Origin of the sequence: Celeribacter baekdonensis (assembly GCF_003047105.1) — a bacterium.
GTDB classification, from domain to species: Bacteria; Pseudomonadota; Alphaproteobacteria; order Rhodobacterales; family Rhodobacteraceae; genus Celeribacter; species Celeribacter baekdonensis_B.
The window spans coordinates 393,085-413,729 of the sequence record NZ_CP028472.1 but is presented as its reverse complement, the minus strand read 5'-3'; the positions used below and the strand labels follow the sequence as shown (position 1 = coordinate 413,729).

17 protein-coding genes and 3 pseudogenes are annotated in these 20,645 nt (G+C 58.1%); 5 read left to right on the top strand and 15 right to left on the bottom strand.

Annotated elements, in window-relative coordinates:
- Positions 1-52: 52 nt before the first annotated feature.
- Both DA792_RS01940 and DA792_RS01935 read left to right on the top strand, forming a co-directional pair.
- Positions 53-958 (top strand): helix-turn-helix domain-containing protein, encoded by a 906-nt coding sequence (locus DA792_RS01940; protein WP_107717299.1) that lies wholly within the window; start codon positions 53-55, stop codon positions 956-958.
- Positions 959-1,039: 81 nt separating this feature from the next.
- Positions 1,040-1,606, top strand: coding sequence for an NIPSNAP family protein (locus tag DA792_RS01935; RefSeq protein ID WP_159075095.1), 567 nt, complete (start codon positions 1,040-1,042; stop codon positions 1,604-1,606).
- Here the strand turns inward: DA792_RS01935 and DA792_RS01930 are convergent.
- Positions 1,603-2,358, bottom strand: a complete 756-nt coding sequence (locus DA792_RS01930; protein ID WP_107717295.1) for an SDR family NAD(P)-dependent oxidoreductase — start codon at positions 2,356-2,358, stop codon at positions 1,603-1,605. The two genes, DA792_RS01935 and DA792_RS01930, sit on opposite strands and share 4 nt — an antisense overlap.
- Before the next feature lie 179 nt (positions 2,359-2,537).
- Here DA792_RS01930 and DA792_RS23135 point away from each other — a divergent pair.
- Positions 2,538-3,310, top strand: a pseudogene (locus DA792_RS23135) (SDR family NAD(P)-dependent oxidoreductase).
- A 4-nt stretch (positions 3,311-3,314) separates the two neighbouring features.
- Here DA792_RS23135 and DA792_RS01915 read toward each other — a convergent pair.
- From DA792_RS01915 to DA792_RS01890, 7 genes and pseudogenes are all read right to left on the bottom strand, one after another.
- Positions 3,315-5,200, bottom strand: a pseudogene (locus tag DA792_RS01915) (bifunctional sugar phosphate isomerase/epimerase/4-hydroxyphenylpyruvate dioxygenase family protein).
- Positions 5,201-5,220: 20 nt separating this feature from the next.
- Positions 5,221-5,358 (bottom strand): hypothetical protein, encoded by a 138-nt coding sequence (locus DA792_RS23130; protein WP_368074457.1) that lies wholly within the window; start codon positions 5,356-5,358, stop codon positions 5,221-5,223.
- Positions 5,355-6,053 carry a shikimate dehydrogenase gene (locus DA792_RS01910; protein WP_368074456.1) on the bottom strand — a complete coding sequence of 233 codons (699 nt, stop codon included), beginning with the start codon at positions 6,051-6,053 and terminating at the stop codon, positions 5,355-5,357. The genes DA792_RS23130 and DA792_RS01910 overlap by 4 nt, the downstream gene beginning before the upstream one ends.
- A complete protein-coding gene (locus DA792_RS01905; protein ID WP_107717286.1) occupies positions 6,050-7,552 on the bottom strand; it encodes a tripartite tricarboxylate transporter permease in 1,503 nt (500 codons plus the stop codon). The genes DA792_RS01910 and DA792_RS01905 overlap by 4 nt, the downstream gene beginning before the upstream one ends.
- Positions 7,552-8,124 carry a tripartite tricarboxylate transporter TctB family protein gene (locus tag DA792_RS01900; protein ID WP_107717284.1) on the bottom strand — a complete coding sequence of 191 codons (573 nt, stop codon included), beginning with the start codon at positions 8,122-8,124 and terminating at the stop codon, positions 7,552-7,554. The genes DA792_RS01905 and DA792_RS01900 overlap by 1 nt, the downstream gene beginning before the upstream one ends.
- Positions 8,125-8,228: 104 nt before the next feature.
- Positions 8,229-9,233 carry a Bug family tripartite tricarboxylate transporter substrate binding protein gene (locus DA792_RS01895; protein WP_107717921.1) on the bottom strand — a complete coding sequence of 335 codons (1,005 nt, stop codon included), beginning with the start codon at positions 9,231-9,233 and terminating at the stop codon, positions 8,229-8,231.
- A 167-nt stretch (positions 9,234-9,400) separates the two neighbouring features.
- A complete protein-coding gene (locus tag DA792_RS01890; RefSeq protein WP_107717919.1) occupies positions 9,401-10,315 on the bottom strand; it encodes a LysR family transcriptional regulator in 915 nt (304 codons plus the stop codon).
- A gap of 126 nt (positions 10,316-10,441) precedes the next feature.
- Here DA792_RS01890 and DA792_RS01885 point away from each other — a divergent pair.
- A pseudogene (locus DA792_RS01885) lies at positions 10,442-12,135 on the top strand (FAD-dependent oxidoreductase).
- A gap of 2 nt (positions 12,136-12,137) precedes the next feature.
- The gene (locus DA792_RS01880; protein WP_107717917.1) at positions 12,138-12,938 is read left to right on the top strand and encodes a sugar phosphate isomerase/epimerase family protein; all 801 of its coding nucleotides are present in this window, start codon (positions 12,138-12,140) and stop codon (positions 12,936-12,938) included.
- Between the two features lie 19 nt (positions 12,939-12,957).
- Here DA792_RS01880 and DA792_RS01875 read toward each other — a convergent pair whose 3' ends face one another.
- The 7 genes from DA792_RS01875 to DA792_RS01845 all read right to left on the bottom strand — a co-directional run bounded on the left by DA792_RS01875 (position 12,958) and on the right by DA792_RS01845 (position 20,490).
- Positions 12,958-13,974 (bottom strand): YeiH family protein, encoded by a 1,017-nt coding sequence (locus DA792_RS01875; RefSeq protein ID WP_107717915.1) that lies wholly within the window; start codon positions 13,972-13,974, stop codon positions 12,958-12,960.
- Between the two features lie 6 nt (positions 13,975-13,980).
- A complete protein-coding gene (gene metC, locus DA792_RS01870) occupies positions 13,981-15,156 on the bottom strand; it encodes a cystathionine beta-lyase (RefSeq protein ID WP_107717913.1) in 1,176 nt (391 codons plus the stop codon).
- 1 nt (position 15,157) lies between these two features.
- Entirely contained in the window at positions 15,158-16,750 is a 1,593-nt protein-coding gene (locus DA792_RS01865) for a rhodanese-like domain-containing protein (protein ID WP_107717911.1), read from the bottom strand.
- A 10-nt stretch (positions 16,751-16,760) separates the two neighbouring features.
- Positions 16,761-17,366: a cysteine dioxygenase family protein gene (locus DA792_RS01860; protein ID WP_107717909.1), complete on the bottom strand. Its 606-nt coding sequence runs from the start codon at positions 17,364-17,366 to the stop codon at positions 16,761-16,763.
- A 35-nt stretch (positions 17,367-17,401) separates the two neighbouring features.
- Positions 17,402-18,955, bottom strand: a complete 1,554-nt coding sequence (locus tag DA792_RS01855; RefSeq protein ID WP_107717906.1) for a tripartite tricarboxylate transporter permease — start codon at positions 18,953-18,955, stop codon at positions 17,402-17,404.
- A 2-nt stretch (positions 18,956-18,957) separates the two neighbouring features.
- Positions 18,958-19,443: a tripartite tricarboxylate transporter TctB family protein gene (locus DA792_RS01850; RefSeq protein WP_107717904.1), complete on the bottom strand. Its 486-nt coding sequence runs from the start codon at positions 19,441-19,443 to the stop codon at positions 18,958-18,960.
- A 96-nt stretch (positions 19,444-19,539) separates the two neighbouring features.
- The gene (locus tag DA792_RS01845) at positions 19,540-20,490 is read right to left on the bottom strand and encodes a Bug family tripartite tricarboxylate transporter substrate binding protein (RefSeq protein WP_107717901.1); all 951 of its coding nucleotides are present in this window, start codon (positions 20,488-20,490) and stop codon (positions 19,540-19,542) included.
- Positions 20,491-20,645: the final 155 nt, after the last annotated feature.

Below are 20,645 nucleotides of genomic sequence, written 5' to 3'. Positions count from 1 at the left end.
CTATTCACAAGTGCTTCCGGAGGAGGAACTGGAGCAAAGAGGAGATACAACCATGCTGATCTCAGCAGATCAACCGATTCCGCGCTACTATCTTTACGGGGATACCCTTGCGGAGGTGGAACTTGACTTCATTCACGTTGAACCGATCCGCGATCGGTCCGGGGCCAATGATTGGACAATTCGCGCCCATGCCCACCCGGATCACGTCCAACTTTTGTTCGTGGAGCGGGGAGGCGGGGAGATTCAAATCGAATCCCAAACCTATGCAATCCCGGTGCCCGCAATGGTGGTCGTCCCGGTGGCGATGGTGCATGAAATCCGGTTTTTGCCGGGCACGGATGGCTTTGTGATCACCGCCGCGTGCAGCTACGCCAAGGCAACGACCCAAGGCGATGCCCGCTTTGCCGATGCTTTGGAACATCCCGCAGCCTATGCTTTGGCGGAGGGTGACCCAAATTGTGGCACCTTGCGCGAGAGTTTCGACTGGATGCGCCGCGAATATACGTGGACTGCGCCGGGGCGGCGCTTGGCGATCAAGGCCCAGTTCGAGCGTATCCTCGTGGCGCTGATGCGGTTGCGGCTTGAGGTCGGGGCCGAGGAAACCCAGCGCGTGGACCGTGATTATGATCTCCTGTGCAGATATCGCGAAATCTTAGAGACCCATTTCAAATCCGAGAAAGGGCTTGAATTTTATGCCTCTCAACTGGGTGTTTCCATCCAACGGCTCAATCTGGCCTGCAAAGCGCGGGTGGGCAAAACCGCCTCACAGCTTTTGCATGAGCGGGTGGTGATCGAGGCCAAGCGGTGTTTGATCTACATGACGATGACCGTGGCTGAGGTGGGATATGATCTTGGCTTCGAAGATCCGGCCTATTTTTCGCGTTTCTTTTCGCAACGTGTTGGGGTGCCGCCCGGCGCTTATCGTGAGACCTATCAATCAGAGCGGAAAAAGGCATGAATCGTCCAAGGCAAACCGCGCTCTTTGCATTTTGCGCTGTCGTTTCCTGTGGAATTGTCCAGGCGCAATATGGAGGGTGATATGATTTACGAGCTGCGGGTCTATGACCTCAAACCCGGCACCGGGCCAGAGTATTTGGCGTTGCTGATGCGTAGCGGGGTGAAGGCGCTGACCTCACATTTGCCGATGGCGGGATATTGGCTGACCGACACTGGCGCGCTCAACCGGCTTTACCATTTGTGGATTTACGAGAGTCTTGAAGAACGCGCCGCAGCGCGGGTCGGGTTTGCGGCGAATCGTGACTGGACCGAGGGGTTCGTGCCATATGGCTTTCCGCTCATCGTCACGCAGCGCAATATGATGATGACGCGATTGCAAGGCAGCGCAGCCTTGGACGCGGCAGAGGCGGGACGCAAAACCCAGCACCCGAATGACGCGATCGGCCCGCTGTTTGCGCCGGGTCTTCAAAGTCTGACTTTTGGCAATGAGGTGCAAAGCGATCAGCCCTTGGTCGCCCGCTGGCGGGTCATTTCCGGTGAAACACCGGGCGATACCGTCACGCTGTGGGGTGGCGATCCGATGGCCACATCACAAGGCGCGACGCGTCACGAAATCCTGCGCCCGATTGCGGTTTCCCCCCTGCGCTAAAGATCATCTGCGGCGCCATAGGCCATCCAACCGGCATCGACCGAAAGCACGGTGCCGGTGATGGCAGAGGCGGCATCGGAGGCGAGAAAGGCAATCGCTTCGCCAATTTCAGACGGGTCGATCATCCGGCCCAAAGGGGTGCGCTTGAGGATTTTGTCTTCCGCCAAAAGCCCATCTCGGATCAATCCGCGCACGAGCTCGGTTGCGACATAGCCTGGGGCCACCGCGTTGACACGAATACTTTGACGACCCCATTCGGCGGCCATGGATTTTGTCATCGCCACAAGCCCCGCCTTGGCCGCGCCATAGGCATTGCGCCGGGGTAAGCCAGTGAGGGCTGCGATGGAGGCGAGGTTGACAATGGCCCCGCCGCACCCTTTGTCGATCATGCCCCGTGCCACTTCGCGGCTCATCAAAAAGCTGCCCGCAAGATGGATGTCGAGCAAGCGCCGGACATGGGCGAGGGTTTGGTCGACCGTGGCTGTGTTGACGTCGCCGAGACCTGCGTTGTTGACCAAAATGTCGATCTGGCCGATCTGACTCAAGGCCAAGATCACCGCCTGCTCGTTGGTTACATCGACCCCAAGGCCAATATGATCCGGTCCCAATTCTGCGGCGCGGTGCTGGGCCAGATCGCCGTTTAGATCAAGCAGTGCGACACGGGCACCCCGCGCGGCGAAAAGTGTGGCGCTGGCCCAACCGATACCGGCCGCGCCCCCGGTGATCACAACCGTCTTGCCTGTGAAATTCATCTGCGATGCCTCTCCTATATGACCGGGACATGTTGATGGGATTTGACGGGGGTCGCGATGCACGGGGCGTGAAAAATCTTGGATATTTACGAAGGGTTTAAGGCTCTTAGGGAAATGTCCATTGCGGTCCCGTCGGGGAATTGAAATCCTGCCGTAAACGCGCGACTGGGAGGACGATCATGCGGATTATGTTGACAGGTGGAAGCGAAGGTATTGGTGGCGCGACATTGCGCCAAATGGCACGGGAGGCGCAGGCTGCGGGCACGCCTGCAAAGATTGTGACAACGGCATCGGGGCGCAATCCCGCCCCCGCAGCACTGATTGCCGATCTTGAAAATGACGGGGCCGAGGTTTTGTTTTTGACCGGAGATTTGGGTGATGCCACTGTCGCGCGCGATATTGCGGCAAAGGCGCTTGGGTTTTTGGGCGGGCTGGATGTGTTCGTCTCAAACGCCGGGGCCGGAAAACCCGCGCCTTTGGCCGAGCAATCGCTTGAGGAATGGGACCGTATGTTCAACCTCAATGTGCGTTCAACCTTCGTTCTGGCACAGGCGTTTTATCCCGCGCTCAAGGCGTCCAAGGGCACGATTGTCGTCGTCGCGTCGATGTCGGGGATGCAAGCGCATTTGGGGCAGGCGGCCTATGCCCCGCCAAGGCAGCGGTAATTTCACTGGTGGAAAATCTGGCGATGGAATGGGCGTCCGATGGCATTCGGGTCAATGCGGTGGCCCCGGGGATGATCCGCACGCCTCTGACGGCGGCAATCTATGCCAAGGAAGGGTTGGAGCAAGCCCGCGCGCAAAGAGTGCCTTTGGGCCGGGTTGGGCGGCCTGAAGACATCGCCGCCATCGTCGCCTTTTTGGCCGGGGACGGTGCCGCCTATGTCACAGGCCAGACCCTTTTGGCCGATGGCGGCGTGTCGGCGACAGGGCTGAACAACCTGCCGAGCTGATCGGTCAGCGCAACGGCATACCTTTGGGGCGCAGGCGCCGTTTTTGGGCGGCAATACGGAACGGCGCGTTCGGCGCGCCAAATCCCATGTAGCTTCCACGTTGAAGGATTTCAAAGAACAACCCACCGGCGAAACTGCCGGAATAGAGCTGAAAGAACTCGCCTGTCTCATCGCGATCATAGAGCACATGCGCGGCTTTCATTTTTTCAAGAAGGCCCGGCGGGAAATCGAACCGTGCGGCGAGATCGTCGTAATAGTTGGGGGAAATCGGCAGGGGCGCAAAGCCGCGCTCTGCCAATCTCGCGGCGGTGTCAAAAATATCAGCCGTTGCCAGCGCGATGTGTTGCACCGAAGCGCCAAAGGTATCGGCCAGAAACCGCCCCGCCAAAGTGCGATGCGTGTCCGCGCCGTTGAGGGTGATCCGAAATGCCCCATCGCGGGTTTCGATCACCTGTGATCGCACCAACCCGTCCGGGTCGATGACATCGACCATCGGACTTTTCTCGACATCAAAAATGGCGGTGTAGAACAGGGTCCAACTCAGCATATCCTCATAGCTCATCGTCTGGGCGATATGGTCGATATGCATCAGACCGACCCCGGTCAAATCGGGCGCCTCTTCGGCCCTAAATTCCACCTCCCAGACCCGATCCAGACCCGTCTCTTTGTCGATGAAATGCATCACGGAGCCGCCAAGGCCCCGGATCGCCGGAATGTCCAATTCGCCAATGTCGAGGTCTTGGGAAAAACTCTGTGCCCCCGTGGCTGTGGCGCGGGTGATCACGTCCTGTGCGGAGTTGACCAAGATGCCAAGATCGCAAACGGTCGTGCCCCGCGCGTTATAGGCATGGGCAGCATGGCCGTCGGTTTCCTCGTTGACGACAAGGCGGATGTCGCCCTGTTGCCACAGTGTGACGGCTTTGTTGCGATGGGTGGCGGCGTGGGCAAACCCGAGCGTTTTGAGCAGCTCGCCCAGGGTTTCGGCCTCTTTGCCACGGGAGGCGAATTCGATGAAGGACACGCCTTCGGGCTTCACGCGTTGGGGCAGGCTGGGCAGATCGAGTTTGAGACCGGGTTCGGCGCGATGCACATCATCCATCAGGGCGATGAGCGAGCGATACCCATCATTGGCAACTTGTTTGGTGTTGGAGCCACGGAAATGATCGTTGAAAATCTCCAGAGAAATCGGCCCCGTATACCCGCTGCCATGACGGCGCGGGTGAAGCCCGTCACATCAAGATCACCCTCGCCGGGCATATTGCGGAAATGGCGCGACCAATAGAGCAGATCCATGTCGATCATCGGCGCATCGGCCATCTGAACGAAAAAGATTTTGTTGCCGGGGATCGACCGAATGCTGTCGGGCGAAATTTTGCGGGCCAGGGTGTGAAAACTGTCGAGGATGACACCGATGTTCGGATGATCAGCCCGGCGCACGATTTCCCATGCGTCGCGATGATCGTTCACATGTTTGCCCCAACACAGCGCCTCATAGCCGACACGCAAACCGCGTTTGGCAGCCCGTTCACCCAGCGCGTGAAAATCGGCTGCGGCGCGGTCAATCCCGCCCAAAGCCTGCGGATGGCACGATGAACAGACCAGCACCAAGTCGGTGCCAAGCTCCTGCATGAGGTCGAATTTGCGTTCGGCCCGGTCAAAGGCCTTGGCGCGTAGCGGTTCGGGTAGGCCCTCGAAATCGCGAAAGGGTTGGAACAGCGAAATCTCCAACCCGTGATCGCGGATCATATTTCCCACATCGCGTGGGCTGCCGTCAAAGGCGATGAAGTCTTGTTCGAAAATCTCGATCCCATCAAAGCCTGCCGCCGCAATGGCGTCGAGTTTTTCGCGCAAATCGCCGGAAACAGAAACGGTCGCAATCGAGGTTTTCATGGCAGGACTCCTTGGACGGCTTAGGACAAAAGATCTTGGCGCAGGCGGTCTTGGTCAAGCGGTAGGTCGGTGAACAGCCCCCAGGCATGAACGCCTTGGAAAAAGAACAATTCCCAGCCCGAGATGATGTCGAGGCCACGGGCCGCGGCATCGGTCAAAAATTCGGTCTCGACAGGTGTGTAAACCGCATCAAAGGCCCATTCGCCCCCTCCATCGCCGTGGCGGGCAGGGGGGTTCCCTCTTTGCCGACCATACCAACGGGCGTGCAATTGATCAAACCGGCGGCCCCTTTGGCAGCCTCAACTGCGCTGTCAAAAACCGTGACCGTGGTGTCGGGCGCGGCGTTGCGCAGATCGGCGGCAAGGGCCTCGGCTTTGCTGCGGTCCATATCGACCAGACGGATTTCAGCCGCACCAAGGGCAATGAGGCCAAAGGCCACGGCGCGACCAACACCGCCGGTGCCGATCATCAGCGTGATCCCTGTTGGATTCTCGCCGCGCTGGCGTGTGTAGGCGGCAACAAAGCCGGAATAGTCGGTGTTAAAGCCTTTGGCATGGCCGCCCTCGAAAATCGCGGTATTGACCGCGCCGATGGCCCGCACCAGCGGATCGTCGATCTCGACTTTGGCCACAACCTTTTCCTTGTAGGGATAGGTCACATTGGTGCCGCGATAGCCCTTGGCCGCCAGCCCCGCGAAAATCACCTCCCAACTTGCACCGATGTCATGCGGAACAAGCCGGTCATAGCGGACATGTTTGCCGTTTTGTGCGCCGCAGAGCTCATGCAGACGCGGGGAGCGGGAGGCGGCGATATTGTCACCAATCAGGCCGAGGAGGATGTCGGGAGCACTCATTTTGAAGCGGTCTCTTTCTTGCGGAATTTGGTCCAAAGCGGGGTTTGCGATACAAAGATCAGGATCACGGCCACAAACAGCACGAGCGACAGTGGGCTGGTCAGGATGCCATGGAAAAACCGACCCAAATCTTCGCGTTCAGAGATGATGGCGCGCCGCCAGTTGTCATCCAAAAGGCGCGACAGGATCACACCGAGGATCACGGGACCAAGCGGATAGCCATAATGGCGCATGAAGTAGCCGAAGACACCAAAGCCAAGCATCCAATAGACATCGGTGATCGAATTGTTCACGGCATAGGCCCCGACGATGGACAAGAGCAGGATCAACGGGATCAACACCGCGCGCGGCATTTCGACGATCTTGGTGAACAGTTTGATGCCGGTGAGGCCAAACAGCAGCATAAAGAAGTTGGCCATGACCAAAGCGCCGACGATGAACCAGAACATATCGGGTTGTTCGACCATCAGCATCGGGCCGGGGTTCAACCCGTGAATGAACAGTGCGCCGATCATGATCGCGGTCACCGCATCGCCCGGAATGCCGAGCGTCATCATCGGGATAAAGGCGCCACCCACGGCGGCATTATTGGCGGTTTCAGGTGCCACAAGACCCTCAATCGCGCCTTCGCCAAAGGGACGCGACGGGTTTTTGGTGACGCGTTTGGCGTGGTCATAGGCCATCAGCGCCGCGATATCGCCGCCGGTTCCGGGGAGTGCGCCGATCAGAACCCCGATGGTCGAGGTCTGAAGTGACAGTGGCAAGTGTTTGCGGATCGTGCCAAAGGAGGGAACGATCCTGTTGATTTTTTGGCGGATCGCGGGGGTATCGACGTGATGCAACTGCATCAGCGCCTCAGAGACACCAAACATGCCGATCATCACGGCGATAAAATTGATGCCACCGCGCATCAACGGGATGTCAAAAGTGAAACGTTCGGTAAAGGTCAACGGGTCCATGCCGACCGCGCCAATGGCAATCCCAAGAGCGCCGGCAAAGATGCCTTTGACTAACGACCCAGAGGACAAAGAGCCGACCAGCAAAATTCCGAGAACGGCCAAGAGCATATAATCACGCGGTTGGAATTTAAGAGCGAAATCCGAGACAACCGGGGCCAGGACGGCCAGCACAACGATCCCGACCAAACCACCGAAAAATGACATGACAGTGGTGGTTCCGATGGCTTCACCGGCTTCGCCGCGCTGCGCCATGGGATAGCCGTCCATCGCGGTGGCGATGGCGGAGGGCGCGCCGGGGATATTCAATAGGATTGCCGTGCGCGAGCCGCCGTACACGCCGCCCATATAGATGCCGATCATCAGCGAAATCGCGGGTAAAACATCCCATGAGAAGGTGAAGGAAATGAGGATCGACACGGCCATGGTCACAGACAGGCCGGGGATCGCGCCGACGTAAACGCCAGCGAAGGTGCCCACGCCAACCAGCAACAACAGCTCAGGATGGGTGAAAATCGTCAGAAATGCCATGAACGCGTCCATCATGCACCTCCTTTAAAAAGATTGCGCAACAGCTGAAGCATTTCAGCCTCGGGAACGATGCCTGCGGGCATCAGCACGGTGAACACGATGCGGAACACCAAATAGATCGCGAGCAGGCTGCCCAGCGAGACGAGCAGGGTGAAGCCCCAGCTACGTTTGGAGAGAAGTTTGATCGACGCGATGAGGAAGAGCGCAGATGTTGGCAAAAATCCAAGCGGTTTCAAGAGGATGCCATAGGCGACGAGAAACAGGGCAAGGATGATAACGAGCGGGGGCGTGATGTCTTCCATCACGGTTTCGTCTTCTGTTTTCGACAGTTTTACAGTGCGCCAAAAGACAATCACCACACTGATCAGCATCACGGCCGCTGTGGCCATGGGGACAGAGCCCGCGCCGGACAGCGCCTCAAAGCCGGAGATTCCATAGGCGTTCCACAGCAGAACACCGCTGAAGATCACGAGACATGCGGTAAAGACAAGCTCGCCAGGACGACGTTTGTCGACGATGCCACCAGGGGTGGCGTCAGATGAACCGTCCCGTGTCGAGTCATGATGATGAACGTGATCTTGCATCTCTCCTCCAAGAGTTTGTCTGCTGTGAATTGAAACACCGCCCCTTACCGGAAAGGGCGGTGCCAGTGTTCGGCAAAGCCGAACGTGTTTTGGACGTCTGGTGCTTATTCGCCCGGACGGGAGATGCCGAACTCTTCCGGTGAAGATTTGGTCATGCCAGCATCTTGCAGCAACCACGTGGTGCCTTGCTGCCATTTGGTCAGGAAGGCCTCGGCTTCGTCGCCCGAAATGCTCATCAAGGTAAAGCCACGGGTTTCCATCAGGTCGGTAAAGTCCGGGTTGGTCGCGGCCACGGCAAAAGCGCCTTCGAGTTTTTTGACAATCTCATCCGGTGTGCCTTTTTTGACGAAAACGCCAAAGAACGGCCCCCAGGGCAGATAGGTCGCAAAGCCTTCATTGGTTTGCGTCACCGGAGCAACGCCCGGAAGGTATTCGTTTTCTTGCACATCGACCACGGCGAGGGCCTTGATTTTACCGGCGCGCACGCTTTCAATTGCAGCTCCCAAAACCGCAGGCATCACGTCGATGGCGCCCCCTTGCAGGGCGGTCAATGCCGGGCCGTCACCATCGTAAGGCACAGAAATCACGTCCAGATCACCTTCGACGGTTTCGATCATCGCGGTGACAACAGAGGGCACACCGCCCGGACCTGTGGAGCCAAGGCGCACTTCACCCGGATGCTCTTTGATATATGCGATCATGCCGGCGTAATCGTCAAACGGCGCATCAGTTCCAGCCACAAGAATGGGCGTGCCGCGGGCCAGAATGTTGATCGGGGTAAAGTCGGAGTAATCTTTGTCGCCAAAGCCCATGACTTTGTACAACAGCGGGTTTTCGGCACCCATCAAGATTTTGTAGCCATCGGCATCTTCGGTTGCGACATGGTTCAACGCGATTGCGCCAACACCACCTGTCATGTTCTGCAACACGATCGTGCCATCCAAGATGTCTTCCGCATGCGGCGTCACAGCGCGCATCACTGTGTCTGTAGAACCACCGGCTCCCCATTGGATGATCCCTTGGATTTCCTTAGCTGGGTATTCTTGTGCCACGGCCGCAGCAGACATAAGGCTCAGTGCAGAGACTGCGCCGATCAAAAAACGTTTCATAGATGTCCTCCCATCAATGTTTTGCAGAGCCTCTGTCCTTGGCTCCCCTATGCATAACAGATATGCAAATTGTGAATAACGTCAAATACCGAAACTTTGATATTATTAACATACTGTTATTTTTATATTTGCCATCGCACAGTTTTGTGCGCAAAAGTGGTGTGATCTTAGGAGCTTAGCGGCTCAGTCGCTGCGAGCACCAGTTCTTTGCGAAACTGTGTTATCGCGTATTCGGCAAAGCTGGATAAAACGCGCCCCTGCTTTTTGACCACGTAGCTGCGTATGCAACTGGCCTCCTTCAGAGGGCGGCGCACGATTCCTGGCATGTACACTTCGGCAACAGAAAAGCGGTCGATCAACGCAACGCCAAGACCATGGCGCACGAGACTGACAACGGTTTGGGCGAAGCGCCCACGCATACTGTGCTGCATATCTATCCCGTGATCCAGAAACGGTTTGATGAGCAAAGCACCATAGGGGTCATCGGGATCGACCCCAACAAGAGGTTCATGGACCAGATCGTGCACCGAGATTTCGTCTTTCTCCGCCAAAGGATGCCCCTCAGGCAGCACACAGACCAATGTGGTCGCGGCGATTTCTTCGGTTTCGATGCCCGGGTTGTCGACCTTGGAACTCATGATTACAAACTCTCCGCGTTCCAACAAAAGGTAGTCGACGGTCTCTTCGATCTTGAGAATGTTCAGATCGATATACAGATCGGGGAAGCGGGAACGCACGTGGCGCAGAGCACGGGCGGCGATGAACTGGGCGACGGAAGGGGCAGAGGCAAAGGCGAGTTGAACGTTTTCGCCTTTTTGCAGGCTCTCAAGAGACAGTTGCAGGTTTTCAACGCCTTTATATACGGCGCGGATTTGGTCGAACACGGTCTGCGCCTCGACGGAGGGGACAAAAAGCCCGGAGCGGCGTTCAAACAGCCGCAGGTTCAGCGTTTCTTCGGTGTGTTTGATCAACCGGCTGACGCCCGGTGCCGACACGCCGAGGTACTCCGCCGCGCCCATAATCGTGCCGCGCAACATGACGGCGCGAATGACTTCGATTTGTCTCAGGGTGATATCACGCATGGATGGGTCCTCATCGGGTGCTGACGCTAGGCTATGAATAACACAATGTTAATGTTGAAATATACATGATACTTGACGTTAATTCATGCAAGTATGAAAAGTCTTTCCAGTTTGGAGGAAAATATCATGACTGCTCACGCGATCCCTTCCCAAGAGACCTTCGATTTGATCGTGATCGGGTCCGGTGCGGGCGGGCTGAGTGCCGCCGTGACCGCCGCGCACATGGGGCGCTCCGTTGTCGTGCTTGAGAAAGAGCCCGTGATGGGCGGGACCTCGGCCTGGTCTGGCGGATGGATTTTTGCACCCCGTAATCCGGTGGCACAACGCGCGGGCATCGTCGAAGATATCGACGCGCCGCGTCAATATATTAAGGCCGTCACGGGCAACTATTACAAAGAGGAAAAGGTCGAGGCCTTTCTTGATGCAGCGCCGAAAATGGTCGCCTTTTTCGAAGACAACACCGCCCTGCAATTTGACGGCGGCTTGGTTATCCCCGACACCTATGGCCATCAGCCGGGTGCGGGCATGGGCGGGCGATCGGTGATTGCCAAACCCTTTGATGCGCGGGCTTTGGGCGCGAGCGTGAACATCCTGCGCAAGCCTCTTAAAGAGACCTCGTTCAAGGGCATGACGATTCAATCCGGCCCTGATCTTAAGGCCTTTATGACCATGACGCGCTCCGTCAAATCCTTTGCCTATGTGACTGGCCGGGTGTTGCGACATTTTCGCGATCTCGCGCTTTACAAACGCGGCATGGATCTGCGCAATGGGGCGGCTTTGATTGGACGCTTGATGAAATCGGCCAAGGATGCAGGGGTCGATCTTCGCGTGTCTCAATCCGTCTCTGATTTGGTTTTTGAAGGGGGCGCATCACAGGCGTGCGCCTGAAGGATGGGCCAATACTGATCAGCAAATGTGGTGTCGTTCTGGCCTGTGGCGGTTACGGTCACGATCTGGCGCGTCGCGCGGAAACCTTTGAGCGCAATGACGAAAACCTGACCCTCGCCGTGCCCGCGGCAACGGGCGACGGGCTGCGGCTTGGCGAAGCTGTCGGCGCCGTGATGGATCTCAATCTGGCCAGCGCCACCGCCTATTGTCCGGTTTCGCATGTTGTGTGGCCGGACGGGTCCAAAGGCCCGTTTCCGCATATCATTGATCGCGGAAAGCCCGGTGTGATCGGGGTGTTGGCCAATGGCAACCGGTTTTGCAACGAGGGCCTTGGCTATCATGATTATGTGACATCCATGATGGATGCGGTCGCGGCCGATGCCCCGGCGCGCTCTTGGCTGGTCTGTGATCATCGTTTCTTGCGTCGTTTCGGGCTAGGTGTCGTGCGGCCTGCGCCGGTGCCCTTTGGCTATTGGGTCAAATCCGGCTACCTCAAAACGGGCAAGACGATTGCCAGCTTGGCCAAAGCCTGTGGCATTGATCCGTCCGGGTTGGAAACAACGGTGACGCAGTGGAATGAGGGCGCGCAGCGTGGCGAAGATCTGGCCTTTGGGCGCGGCAGCACCGCCTATATGCGCCTTCAGGGCGATCCCGAATACACCCCAAATCCGAATGTCGCCCCGATCAAGCAGGGTCCGTTTTATGCGGTGGAGGTTGTGCCGGGCAGCTTTGGCACTTTTGCTGGCCTGAGCACCGATGGATCAGCCCGCGTGTTGGACGCGCAGGGGCAGGTCATCACGGGGCTTTACGCGGCAGGCACGGACAATGCGAATGTGTTTGGAGGGTTTTATCCGGCGGGTGGGATCAACCTTGGGCCTGCCATGACCTTTGGTTTTGTGGCCGGGCGTCATGCCGCCACACAGGAGATTTGATCATGCCCCGTCCCTTAAATGCCGCCCATCTTACCGCCATCGACCTTGACCCGCCGCATTTCATCGAAGCCGCCGCCAAAGCCGGGTTTGATGGCGTGGGACTGCGGTTGTTGCGCGTGACGGACACCTCCCCCGGCTATCCGCTGTATGACGATCTCGCAATGCTGCGTGCCACCAAGGCTGCGATGGCGGCCACTGGGCTCACGGTCGGGGACATCGAGTTTCTTAAGGTGACGCCCGACACGCGGGTTGCGGACTATGAGTGGTTGTTTGACGTGGGGGCGGACCTTGGGGCGCATCACCTGATCACTGCCCCTTATGACCCTGATCTGTCGCGATTGTCCGACACGCTGTCTGCGCTGGCGGAGGCGGGTACATCGCGCGGCGTGGCGATCATTCATGAGTTTTTCCCTTGGACCAATGTGCCCGATCTCGCCACCGCGTTGCGGGTGGTGGAGGCGGCCGGACCTGAGGTCCATCTCCTGGTCGACAGTTTGCACTTTGACCGCTCAGGCTCCTCGCTTGCTCAGCTTGCGGCGATTTCGCCCGAGCGTCTTCCCTTTGCGCATCTGTGTGATGCGCTTGTGGCCGAGCACTATACAACCGATGAGTTGCTGTTCACTGCGCGTGAAGCACGGCTTGCGCCGGGCGAGGGCCAGATTGATCTACGCGCTTTTGTGGAGGCTTTGCCTGACGATCTGCCACTGTCGCTTGAGGTGCCTATGGTCTCTGCGGACGGGCCGGAGGCGGTTTTGGGCCATGTGTGCGAAGTCACACGGAATTGGCTGGCTCAGGGAGCCTGATTTATCAGGGGCGGCCAGGTTAGAGGCACATCACCACGCCCAGCACGAAAAGTGCGAGGAAAACGGTTTCGGCCACGATCATCATGATGGCGGTGCCTCCCACGGCGATGATGCTACGCGGTGAGGTTTTTATCCCGACGGCCGCAATGGCAACCAAAAGCGCCCAGCCGGACAGTTGGGTCAAAAGCGAGCGCAGCACGTCTGGGATCACGCCAAGGGAGTTGAGCAAGGCCAGTACGGCAAATCCGATCAAAAACCCCGGCAGAACTTGTGGTCGATGTTTCTCGCCTGAGGCCAACGCCTGACGCACGCGCAGGGCCAGCAAAAGCACCACCGGCGCGAGCATGGAAACGCGGATCAGTTTGACCAAAACGGCCACTTCCCCGGCCTCATCAGAGACGGAAAACCCGGCGCCGACGACTTGGGCGACATCGTGGATGGAGGCCCCAAGGAAAATCCCGGCGGTCTCGGCATCAAAGCCAAAGAGCTCGACCAAAACCGGGTAGAGGATCATCGCCAAAGTGCTCAGCACCGTGACGCCCAAAACGGTAAAGGTCAGATCGCGGTCATCGTTGTCACGTGCGGGCAAAACGGCGGCAATCGCCATTGCGGCAGAGGCCCCGCAAATGGCAACCGACCCGCCGGTCAACAGACCGAAATCCGTGTTGCGCCCGAGAAGTTGCGCCAAAAGCATGCCAAAACCGATGGTGAGAAACACGCCCAGAATGACACAGGCGATCACCCCCGGTCCCAGATCGCGCAACATTTCCCAACTCACGCGCACACCCAAAAGCGCCACACCAAGGCGCAGCACAGTGCGGGCGGTGAAATGAATCCCGGCATGGGTGCGCGGATCATCGGAGAGAAAATTCATCGCGATCCCAAGCAAAAGCGCCAAAAGCATGGCGGGGGCACCGTAATGTTCGGACAGGAATTTTGCGGCCACAGCGACAAGGGCTGACACCAGAAAGCCTTTTATATTCGCTTTGAAAAACGTTGAGAGGGTCACAGAGGCCTTAGAAGATCTGAGCTGCATCCGAGTTTACCCTTTTGCCGTCGTCGCGGTGAGCGCCATGGTGAGCGCCATGTCCAAATCTGCGATCAAATCGTCCACATGCTCAAGCCCCGCATGAAAGCGGACGATCTGAGCCTCGTGGGGCAGTCCGGCCAAAGAGGCGCGGTTGCGCTCCGGCGCGATTGGCATGGCGAGGCTTTCAAACCCGCCCCAACTGCTGCCGATACTAAACAAAGTCAAGGTGTTGAGCAGGGCGTCGGTGTCGATCCCCGGCGCAAAGACCACGCTCAGCAACCCATTGGACCCGCAGGCATCGCGTGCCCAGATGTCGTGCCCCGGATGATCAGGCAAGCTGGGATGCAAAACACGCAACACCTCAGGACGGTGGGAGAACCAGCCCGCAAGCGCGCGTGCATTGTGGTCATGTCGGTCCAGTCGCAAAGGCAACGTACGCATGCCGCGCAGCGTGGCATAGGCGTCATCAGGGGCGAGAATTTGCCCGGTGAGGTGGCTGGCTTTGCGCAGTTTTGCGGCGGCATCGCCTCGCGCGCTGACCGCGCCCATCATCACATCGGCATGTCCGCCTAGATATTTTGTGCCAGCAATGATCGACACATCGCACCCCAGTTCCAGCGGGCGATACAGCCAGCCGGAGCCATAGGTGTTGTCCGCAACAACGACGAGACCGGCGGCATGGGCTGTGTCGCACAGCGCGGGCAAGTCCATGATTTCATAGGTTTGCGATCCGGGGGATTCGACGAAAACGAGACGGGTGTTGTCTTGGATATAAGGTGTGACATCCCTGGTGCCGGAGGGAAAGAGATCATAGCTTACGCCAAATTCTGACAAGATCTCGTCGCAGAGGGTTTTCGTCGCGCCAAAGATCGTATCGACCAACAAAAGATGATCGCCGGGGCGCAACAGCGCCATCAGAGTGGCGGAAATCGCGGCCACGCCGGTCGGATAAAGCCACGCTCCGTCGCCGCCTTCAAGATCGGCGATCGCCTCCATCAACACATGGGCCGTGGTCGTGCCACGTCGCCCATAGGACAGCACAGAGTCGTCGGTGTCCCGTGCCTTTTTGGTGGCGCGGTAGCTTTCGACCGTATCGTGCAAAATGGTTGAGGCGCGTACAACGGGCGGGTTTGCCGGGGTCGGGCGGGCGGTTTGCCCGTAGTGGCAGAGTTTTGTTTCGCGTTTCATATCACACGGCCTCCGGTTCTGTCGCCATCAACGGATTAAGCGCAGCTCGTTCTTGATCGTCGAGTTGGCCCAGCAGGTTTAGCTCCCACGCAAGATACTGGCGTGCGGATTCAAGATTGTCGTTGTGGCGATCATGCACAAAGAACAAAAAGTCGATGCAGGCCGCTTCTTCTGGGATGTAGGGCGTGGACACCACTGTGTACCCTGCCGCGTGCCATTGTTCCGGCGTGCTCACACAGCCAGAGACATCCGTCGCACCAAGTTCGGTCAACCGCTGCATCACGCCGAACACGAGATCGGTGCTTTGCCCGATGACGATGATCGGGGCGGTGCCTGCGTCTGTTGCGCTCAGGCGCGCCCGCGTCACCCATGTCGACCCCTCAATATGGGCCTCGCGATAGCTCATCCCACGGGAGGCATCATAGAGCCGCGCACCTTGTGACACCGCCTGTGCCACATCGGTCAGGGCAATCTGTTGGGACAACGACACAGTCGGGCGGGGTTCTGGTCCGGCCTCAGAGCCTGAGCGCGCATCGGCATCCAAGAGATAGACCTCATGCCCCATGCCCATCAGCCAGACCGCAGTGCCCGCCGCGCGCAGACCGTTATCATCGCTGAGCACGATCCGGGCCTTGCGCGTGCCAAAGACCTCATCGGTGGCCTGCACCAACTGTCCACCCGGCGCATGGCGTGCGCCCGCCCAATGCGCGCTCAGATACTCCTCTTCGGTGCGCACATCTAAGAGAGCGGTGGTGCGGGTTCTATCCCGGCACATGGCATCAAAATCAGAGGGTGACACCGTGGTCAGGTTGAACCGCTGGATCAATGTTTTGGCCCGCTCTGCGGCCAGCGCCTCGGCATCTGCGCTCAGGGCGGGCTGTGGCTGTGGCACTTTGCCGTGACACAGATCTAACCCCGCCAAACGCCAACCTTGGGTGCCATTGCGCAGGGCAAACACAGGGTTTTTTAAGCCGATATTGCGCAAAGACTGCGCGCCGATGATCGAACGGGTCCGCCCGGCACAGTTGATCACAACCGGCGTGCTGTCATCCGGGACAAATTCCGGCAAACGATAGGCCAGTTCGGCATTGGGACAGGAGTGCGCCCCCGGCAAAGACATTTTGTGAAACTCTTTTGGGCTGCGGCCATCGAGCACAACCAAAGGCGCGCCCGCCGCCTGCATCTGGCGCAGCTCTTCGGCGGATATGGAGGGGGTCTCATTGGCGTGTTCGACCAATTCGCCAAAGCTTTTGGACGGGACATTGACGCCTTTGAACATCGTATATCCCGCCGCCGACCATCCCGGCGCCCCGCCATCGAGCACCCGCAGGTTGCTATAGCCCATCTGCACCATCCGCGCATGAACCAGGTCGGCCACACCATCGCCGTCATCCATCAAAATGCAAAGGACGTCGCGGCGCGGCACCAACACCGGCGCGCATGTTTCGATCACGCTATAGGGCGCATTCACACAGAAAAACGGGTGGCCTTCACCATATTGCCCATGTTCACGAACATCGAGAAAGGCATATTCTTCTGAGCCCGCTAAAATTGCTTTTAGCGCGGTGGCGGAAATCATTTCAATTGGCATCATCTGTTCCTGATCAGGTCCGTGTTTTCACGCCAACGGCCATGATTTTGTAAGTGTTGTTGTCCAAATCAAAGGCTTTGCGCTCTGACAGGGTCTCAAGCGGGCGACCATAGAAATGCAGGTGACGGATGATCTGATCCCCTTGGATTTCAACGCTGTGAATGTCATCGGGCATCAGCGCCACAGAGGTGCCGGGGCGGATCTCGACGATCTCGCGCACGGCGAGTTCGGCATGGCCTTCGGTGCCGCCATCATCCAAACGATCATACAGCGTGTTGTGTTCGCTGCCTTGCACGGCGGCCACACAAGCCCAAGTGGTGTGATCGTGCGGCGGGATTTTTTTGCCGGACCGCATGACGTTGAGATAGAGCGAGATGCCCGTGCCTTCTTCGGCACCGATCAAATAGCGCGCCTGACGTTCATCGCCCTCGGGCGGGGCATAGGTGGGGTCGGTCCAGAACGCGGTTTGCGCGGCCAGATCCGCCACATCTTGCCGGATGTGATCAAGCAGATCGCGGGTCAAATCTCCGCCCTCAAGGCGCGCGCGGGTGGTCGCGATGAGCGCGCGCACCGCCTCTGCACGCGTGGTGGCAAGATCAGGGTTGGGTGTGATGGACATGAAAGGTCCTCCTTGAATAGAAATAGAGTGCGGCGTCAGGAACGCTGTCCTTTGGCGAAGCGGTTGGCGCGCATGTGGCGCAGACCGCGCAGCGCGGGGGCGACCCACATCAACAGAGCGGCCAGCAACATGATTGCGCTGATCGGGTGATTGACCGGGTCGATAAAGACGAACCAATCGCCACGAGAGATGGAGAGTGAATTGGCGATGGAGGCTTCCATCTGTCCGCCCAAAACAAGGCCAAGAATGGCGGGGCCAAGCGGGATGTTCGCGATCTTCATGAGATAGGCGACGGTGCCTGCGCCAAGGGCAACCCAGATGTTGAACAGGTTGTTGCCATCGGAGTAGGCCCCAAGCAAACAGAGCAAAACGATGACGCCGACCATGACATTTTTAGGGATGGAAAAGATCACCCGCGACACGGTGCGGATCACGATATAAGCGGCGGGGCCCATGATGATGTTGCAGGCCAAAAAGGCGACCATGATCATCCAGGCAATGTCGGCGTGTTGGGTGAACAGCAGGGGACCGGGCACCAGACCGTGCAACGCCATTGCGCCAATAAACAGCGCCGAGGTCGAGTTGCCCGGAATGCCCAGCGACAAAAGCGGCACCATGGAACTGGCGGTGACGGCATTGTTGGCGGCTTCGGGCGCGGCGATGCCTTCGGGCGCGCCTTCATCCCAATTGGCTTCGCCCTTGCGGCCCGCGAAATGTTTGCGAAACCGCCGACCGGCCTGATCATAGGCGATGTAAATGGCCATCAGCATCCCGGCACCGGGCAAAACCCCAATAAAGTTGCCGATTGCCGCACTGGTCAGCCATGTCGGAATAAGGCGGCGGATCAATCCACGCCCAAGGCGCATCGACCCGATCGCGGGCAATTTTTCGGCCTCGGTCTTGTCGCGGCGCTCTTTTGCCTGATCGCGCAGAAGGTCGAACACAGCCGCCACACCAAAAAGGCCAACGAGCATCGGCACGAAGGGAATGCCTTCGATGAGGTTGATGCTGCCAAAGGTGTAGCGCGGATAGCCCGTCACCTGACTGTAGCCGATGGTGGAAATCAAAAGGCCCAGCATGGCGGAAATCACGCCCTTAAGGACATTTCCGGACAGAAGACCCACCACACTGGACAGCCCCAAAATGGTCAGAGCCGCGTTTTCGACATAGCCAAAGCGCAGGGCGATCTTGGCCAAAGCAGGGGCAAACACCAAAAGCACCAAGGCGCTTAAAATCCCGCCAACCACAGAAGACACCATCGCAATCGACAGCGCCTGACCGGCTTGTCCTTTGCGGGCCATGGCATTGCCGTTGATCGTGGTCAAAAGGGCAGAAGCCGTGCCGGGCACACGGATCATGATCGCGGGGATCGCCCCCCCGGCGGCGGCGGCGCAGTAAATCCCAACCATCAAGGCCAAGGCTTGTTCTGCCGGAAGGTTAAAGGAAAACGGGATAAAGACTGCGAAAGCAATATTGTCATTCACACCGGGGATGGAGCCGACGACCAGACCGGCGAAGACGCCGATGGTCAGCATCATCAAAACGGCAGGCTGCAAAAGTTCGGAGAAGCCGAGAGCAATCTGATCCATGGTTAAAGCCCCGGCGCGATAAAGGAGAGGAAAGACGGCGGAAGATGCACGTTCAGCACCATCACAAACAGGCCATAGGCCACAGCCGCGATCACAGAGGAAATCACCAAGGCCCGCAGCGGGGTTCTCAGCCCAGACAGCCACAGCATCGCCATCATCAACGCGATCGTGGACAGCAAAAAGCCCAAACCAAATGCCAGCCCCAGTCCCCAGAGCACGATGGCAATCACAGCCAAACCGATGGTGCCGAATTCATGCAGCGGCAGGGGGCGGTGTTCGTGGGACGAGAGGGCCTGTAAAAAGACGCCGCCGCCCGCGAGCATCATGATGATCGAGACCACCAAAGGAAAGGTTCGGGAGCTGGGATCAAAGCCTATGGCGAGATATGCAGCCCCCGCCCCGAAGGCAAACAGAACGGCCCCCGTCCAAACATAGACGTCGCTCAGGACACGCCGTGTGGCCCTTTCGGATTTGACAGAAGTCGGCATGACTACCTCAACACAAAGTTTCAAGACGCCAATCACGTCCGCCGCTCGGTTGGGCGGACGTGATCAGCATAAGCAGGATAGGTGTTTTAGCCTGCGTTATTTCGCGAGGCCGTTGTCCTCAATGATCGGCACAACCTGATTGGAATAGGCGGTGATGATCGTCTGGAAACTTGCCGCATCGCGATAGATCGCATCAAAACCGGCCGCTGCCATCTTTTCTTGGTAGGTGTCGTCTTCAAACACCTTTTTGAGAAGATCGGACAAGAAAGACACGGTGTCGTCCGAGGTGCCCGCAGGTACAGCCCAGCCTCGGAAGGTCGCCCAGATCGGGATGTTCAACCCGGCTTCTTCAAAGGTCGGCACATCTGGGAAATTCGGATCGCGTGCATCCGAGGCAATGGCCAGAATGCGCACAGTGCCCGCTTCGGCGTGGACCATCGCTTCGCCCATTGGCCAGAATGCGCCATCGGCATGACCGCCGACAACTGCTTGAAGCTGTTCGCCAAAGCCATTCGCGGGGATGTAGTTGAACTCAAGACCCGCTGCAGAGGTCAGCGCGAGACCGGCCATATGGTGCGACGTGCCGATCCCGGCCACGGTGATGTTCAACGGGCGCTCTTTGGTGGCGGCAACAAAATCGTCAATGGTTTTATACGGAGACGAGGCCGGGATGGCGATCACTTCCGGGTCGAGATTATAGGCAGCAACCGGCGTGAAATCTTCGATTTTATAGGGCGCGCCTTTGAGTTGAGGATTGGTCACAACCGAGCTGGTCATGGCCAAAACCGTGTAGCCATCCGGCTTGGCCCTTGAGACAAAGCTCTGCCCCACAACGCCGCCACCACCGGCACGGTTTGACACGACAACACTCACGCCATCGAGGTATTTGTTTGCAGCTTCCGCAAGCAAGCGGGAGGTGACATCGACACTTCCGCCCGGATCGAACGGCACGACGAGATCAATGTCCTGCGTCGGATAATCCTGTGCCGATGCAGAGGCGAGCAGGCTGGTTCCAAGCGCGGCACCGAGAAGTAGAGATTTGAGCATGTGGAGTCTCCCATTGGTTTGAGGCCTTATGTCTTACGGTCCCCTTATCGAGAAGACGTTAGGTCGGAAAAATCATTAGGTATATTTAGAAATTATACAAAATACATAAGAGATACTAATGTATTGAGGGACCGTCGCGCATCGGTCCTCGCAGC

Excerpts from the sequence above, each read along its gene's own strand:
- DA792_RS01850 (WP_107717904.1), bottom strand. The coding sequence starts at position 19,443 with ATGCCGACTTCTGTCAAATCCGAAAGGGCCACACGGCGTGTCCTGAGC.
- DA792_RS01890 (WP_107717919.1), bottom strand. The coding sequence starts at position 10,315 with ATGCGTGATATCACCCTGAGACAAATCGAAGTCATTCGCGCCGTCATG.
- DA792_RS01865 (WP_107717911.1), bottom strand. The coding sequence starts at position 16,750 with ATGATGCCAATTGAAATGATTTCCGCCACCGCGCTAAAAGCAATTTTA.
- DA792_RS01860 (WP_107717909.1), bottom strand. The coding sequence starts at position 17,366 with ATGTCCATCACACCCAACCCTGATCTTGCCACCACGCGTGCAGAGGCG.
- DA792_RS01910 (WP_368074456.1), bottom strand. The coding sequence starts at position 6,053 with ATGAGTGCTCCCGACATCCTCCTCGGCCTGATTGGTGACAATATCGCC.
- DA792_RS01880 (WP_107717917.1), top strand. The coding sequence starts at position 12,138 with ATGCCCCGTCCCTTAAATGCCGCCCATCTTACCGCCATCGACCTTGAC.
- DA792_RS01940 (WP_107717299.1), top strand. The coding sequence starts at position 53 with ATGCTGATCTCAGCAGATCAACCGATTCCGCGCTACTATCTTTACGGG.
- metC (WP_107717913.1), bottom strand. The coding sequence starts at position 15,156 with ATGAAACGCGAAACAAAACTCTGCCACTACGGGCAAACCGCCCGCCCG.
- DA792_RS01905 (WP_107717286.1), bottom strand. The coding sequence starts at position 7,552 with ATGGACGCGTTCATGGCATTTCTGACGATTTTCACCCATCCTGAGCTG.
- DA792_RS01875 (WP_107717915.1), bottom strand. The coding sequence starts at position 13,974 with ATGCAGCTCAGATCTTCTAAGGCCTCTGTGACCCTCTCAACGTTTTTC.
- DA792_RS01900 (WP_107717284.1), bottom strand. The coding sequence starts at position 8,124 with ATGCAAGATCACGTTCATCATCATGACTCGACACGGGACGGTTCATCT.
- DA792_RS01935 (WP_159075095.1), top strand. The coding sequence starts at position 1,040 with ATGATTTACGAGCTGCGGGTCTATGACCTCAAACCCGGCACCGGGCCA.
- DA792_RS01845 (WP_107717901.1), bottom strand. The coding sequence starts at position 20,490 with ATGCTCAAATCTCTACTTCTCGGTGCCGCGCTTGGAACCAGCCTGCTC.
- DA792_RS01930 (WP_107717295.1), bottom strand. The coding sequence starts at position 2,358 with ATGAATTTCACAGGCAAGACGGTTGTGATCACCGGGGGCGCGGCCGGT.
- DA792_RS01895 (WP_107717921.1), bottom strand. The coding sequence starts at position 9,233 with ATGAAACGTTTTTTGATCGGCGCAGTCTCTGCACTGAGCCTTATGTCT.
- DA792_RS01855 (WP_107717906.1), bottom strand. The coding sequence starts at position 18,955 with ATGGATCAGATTGCTCTCGGCTTCTCCGAACTTTTGCAGCCTGCCGTT.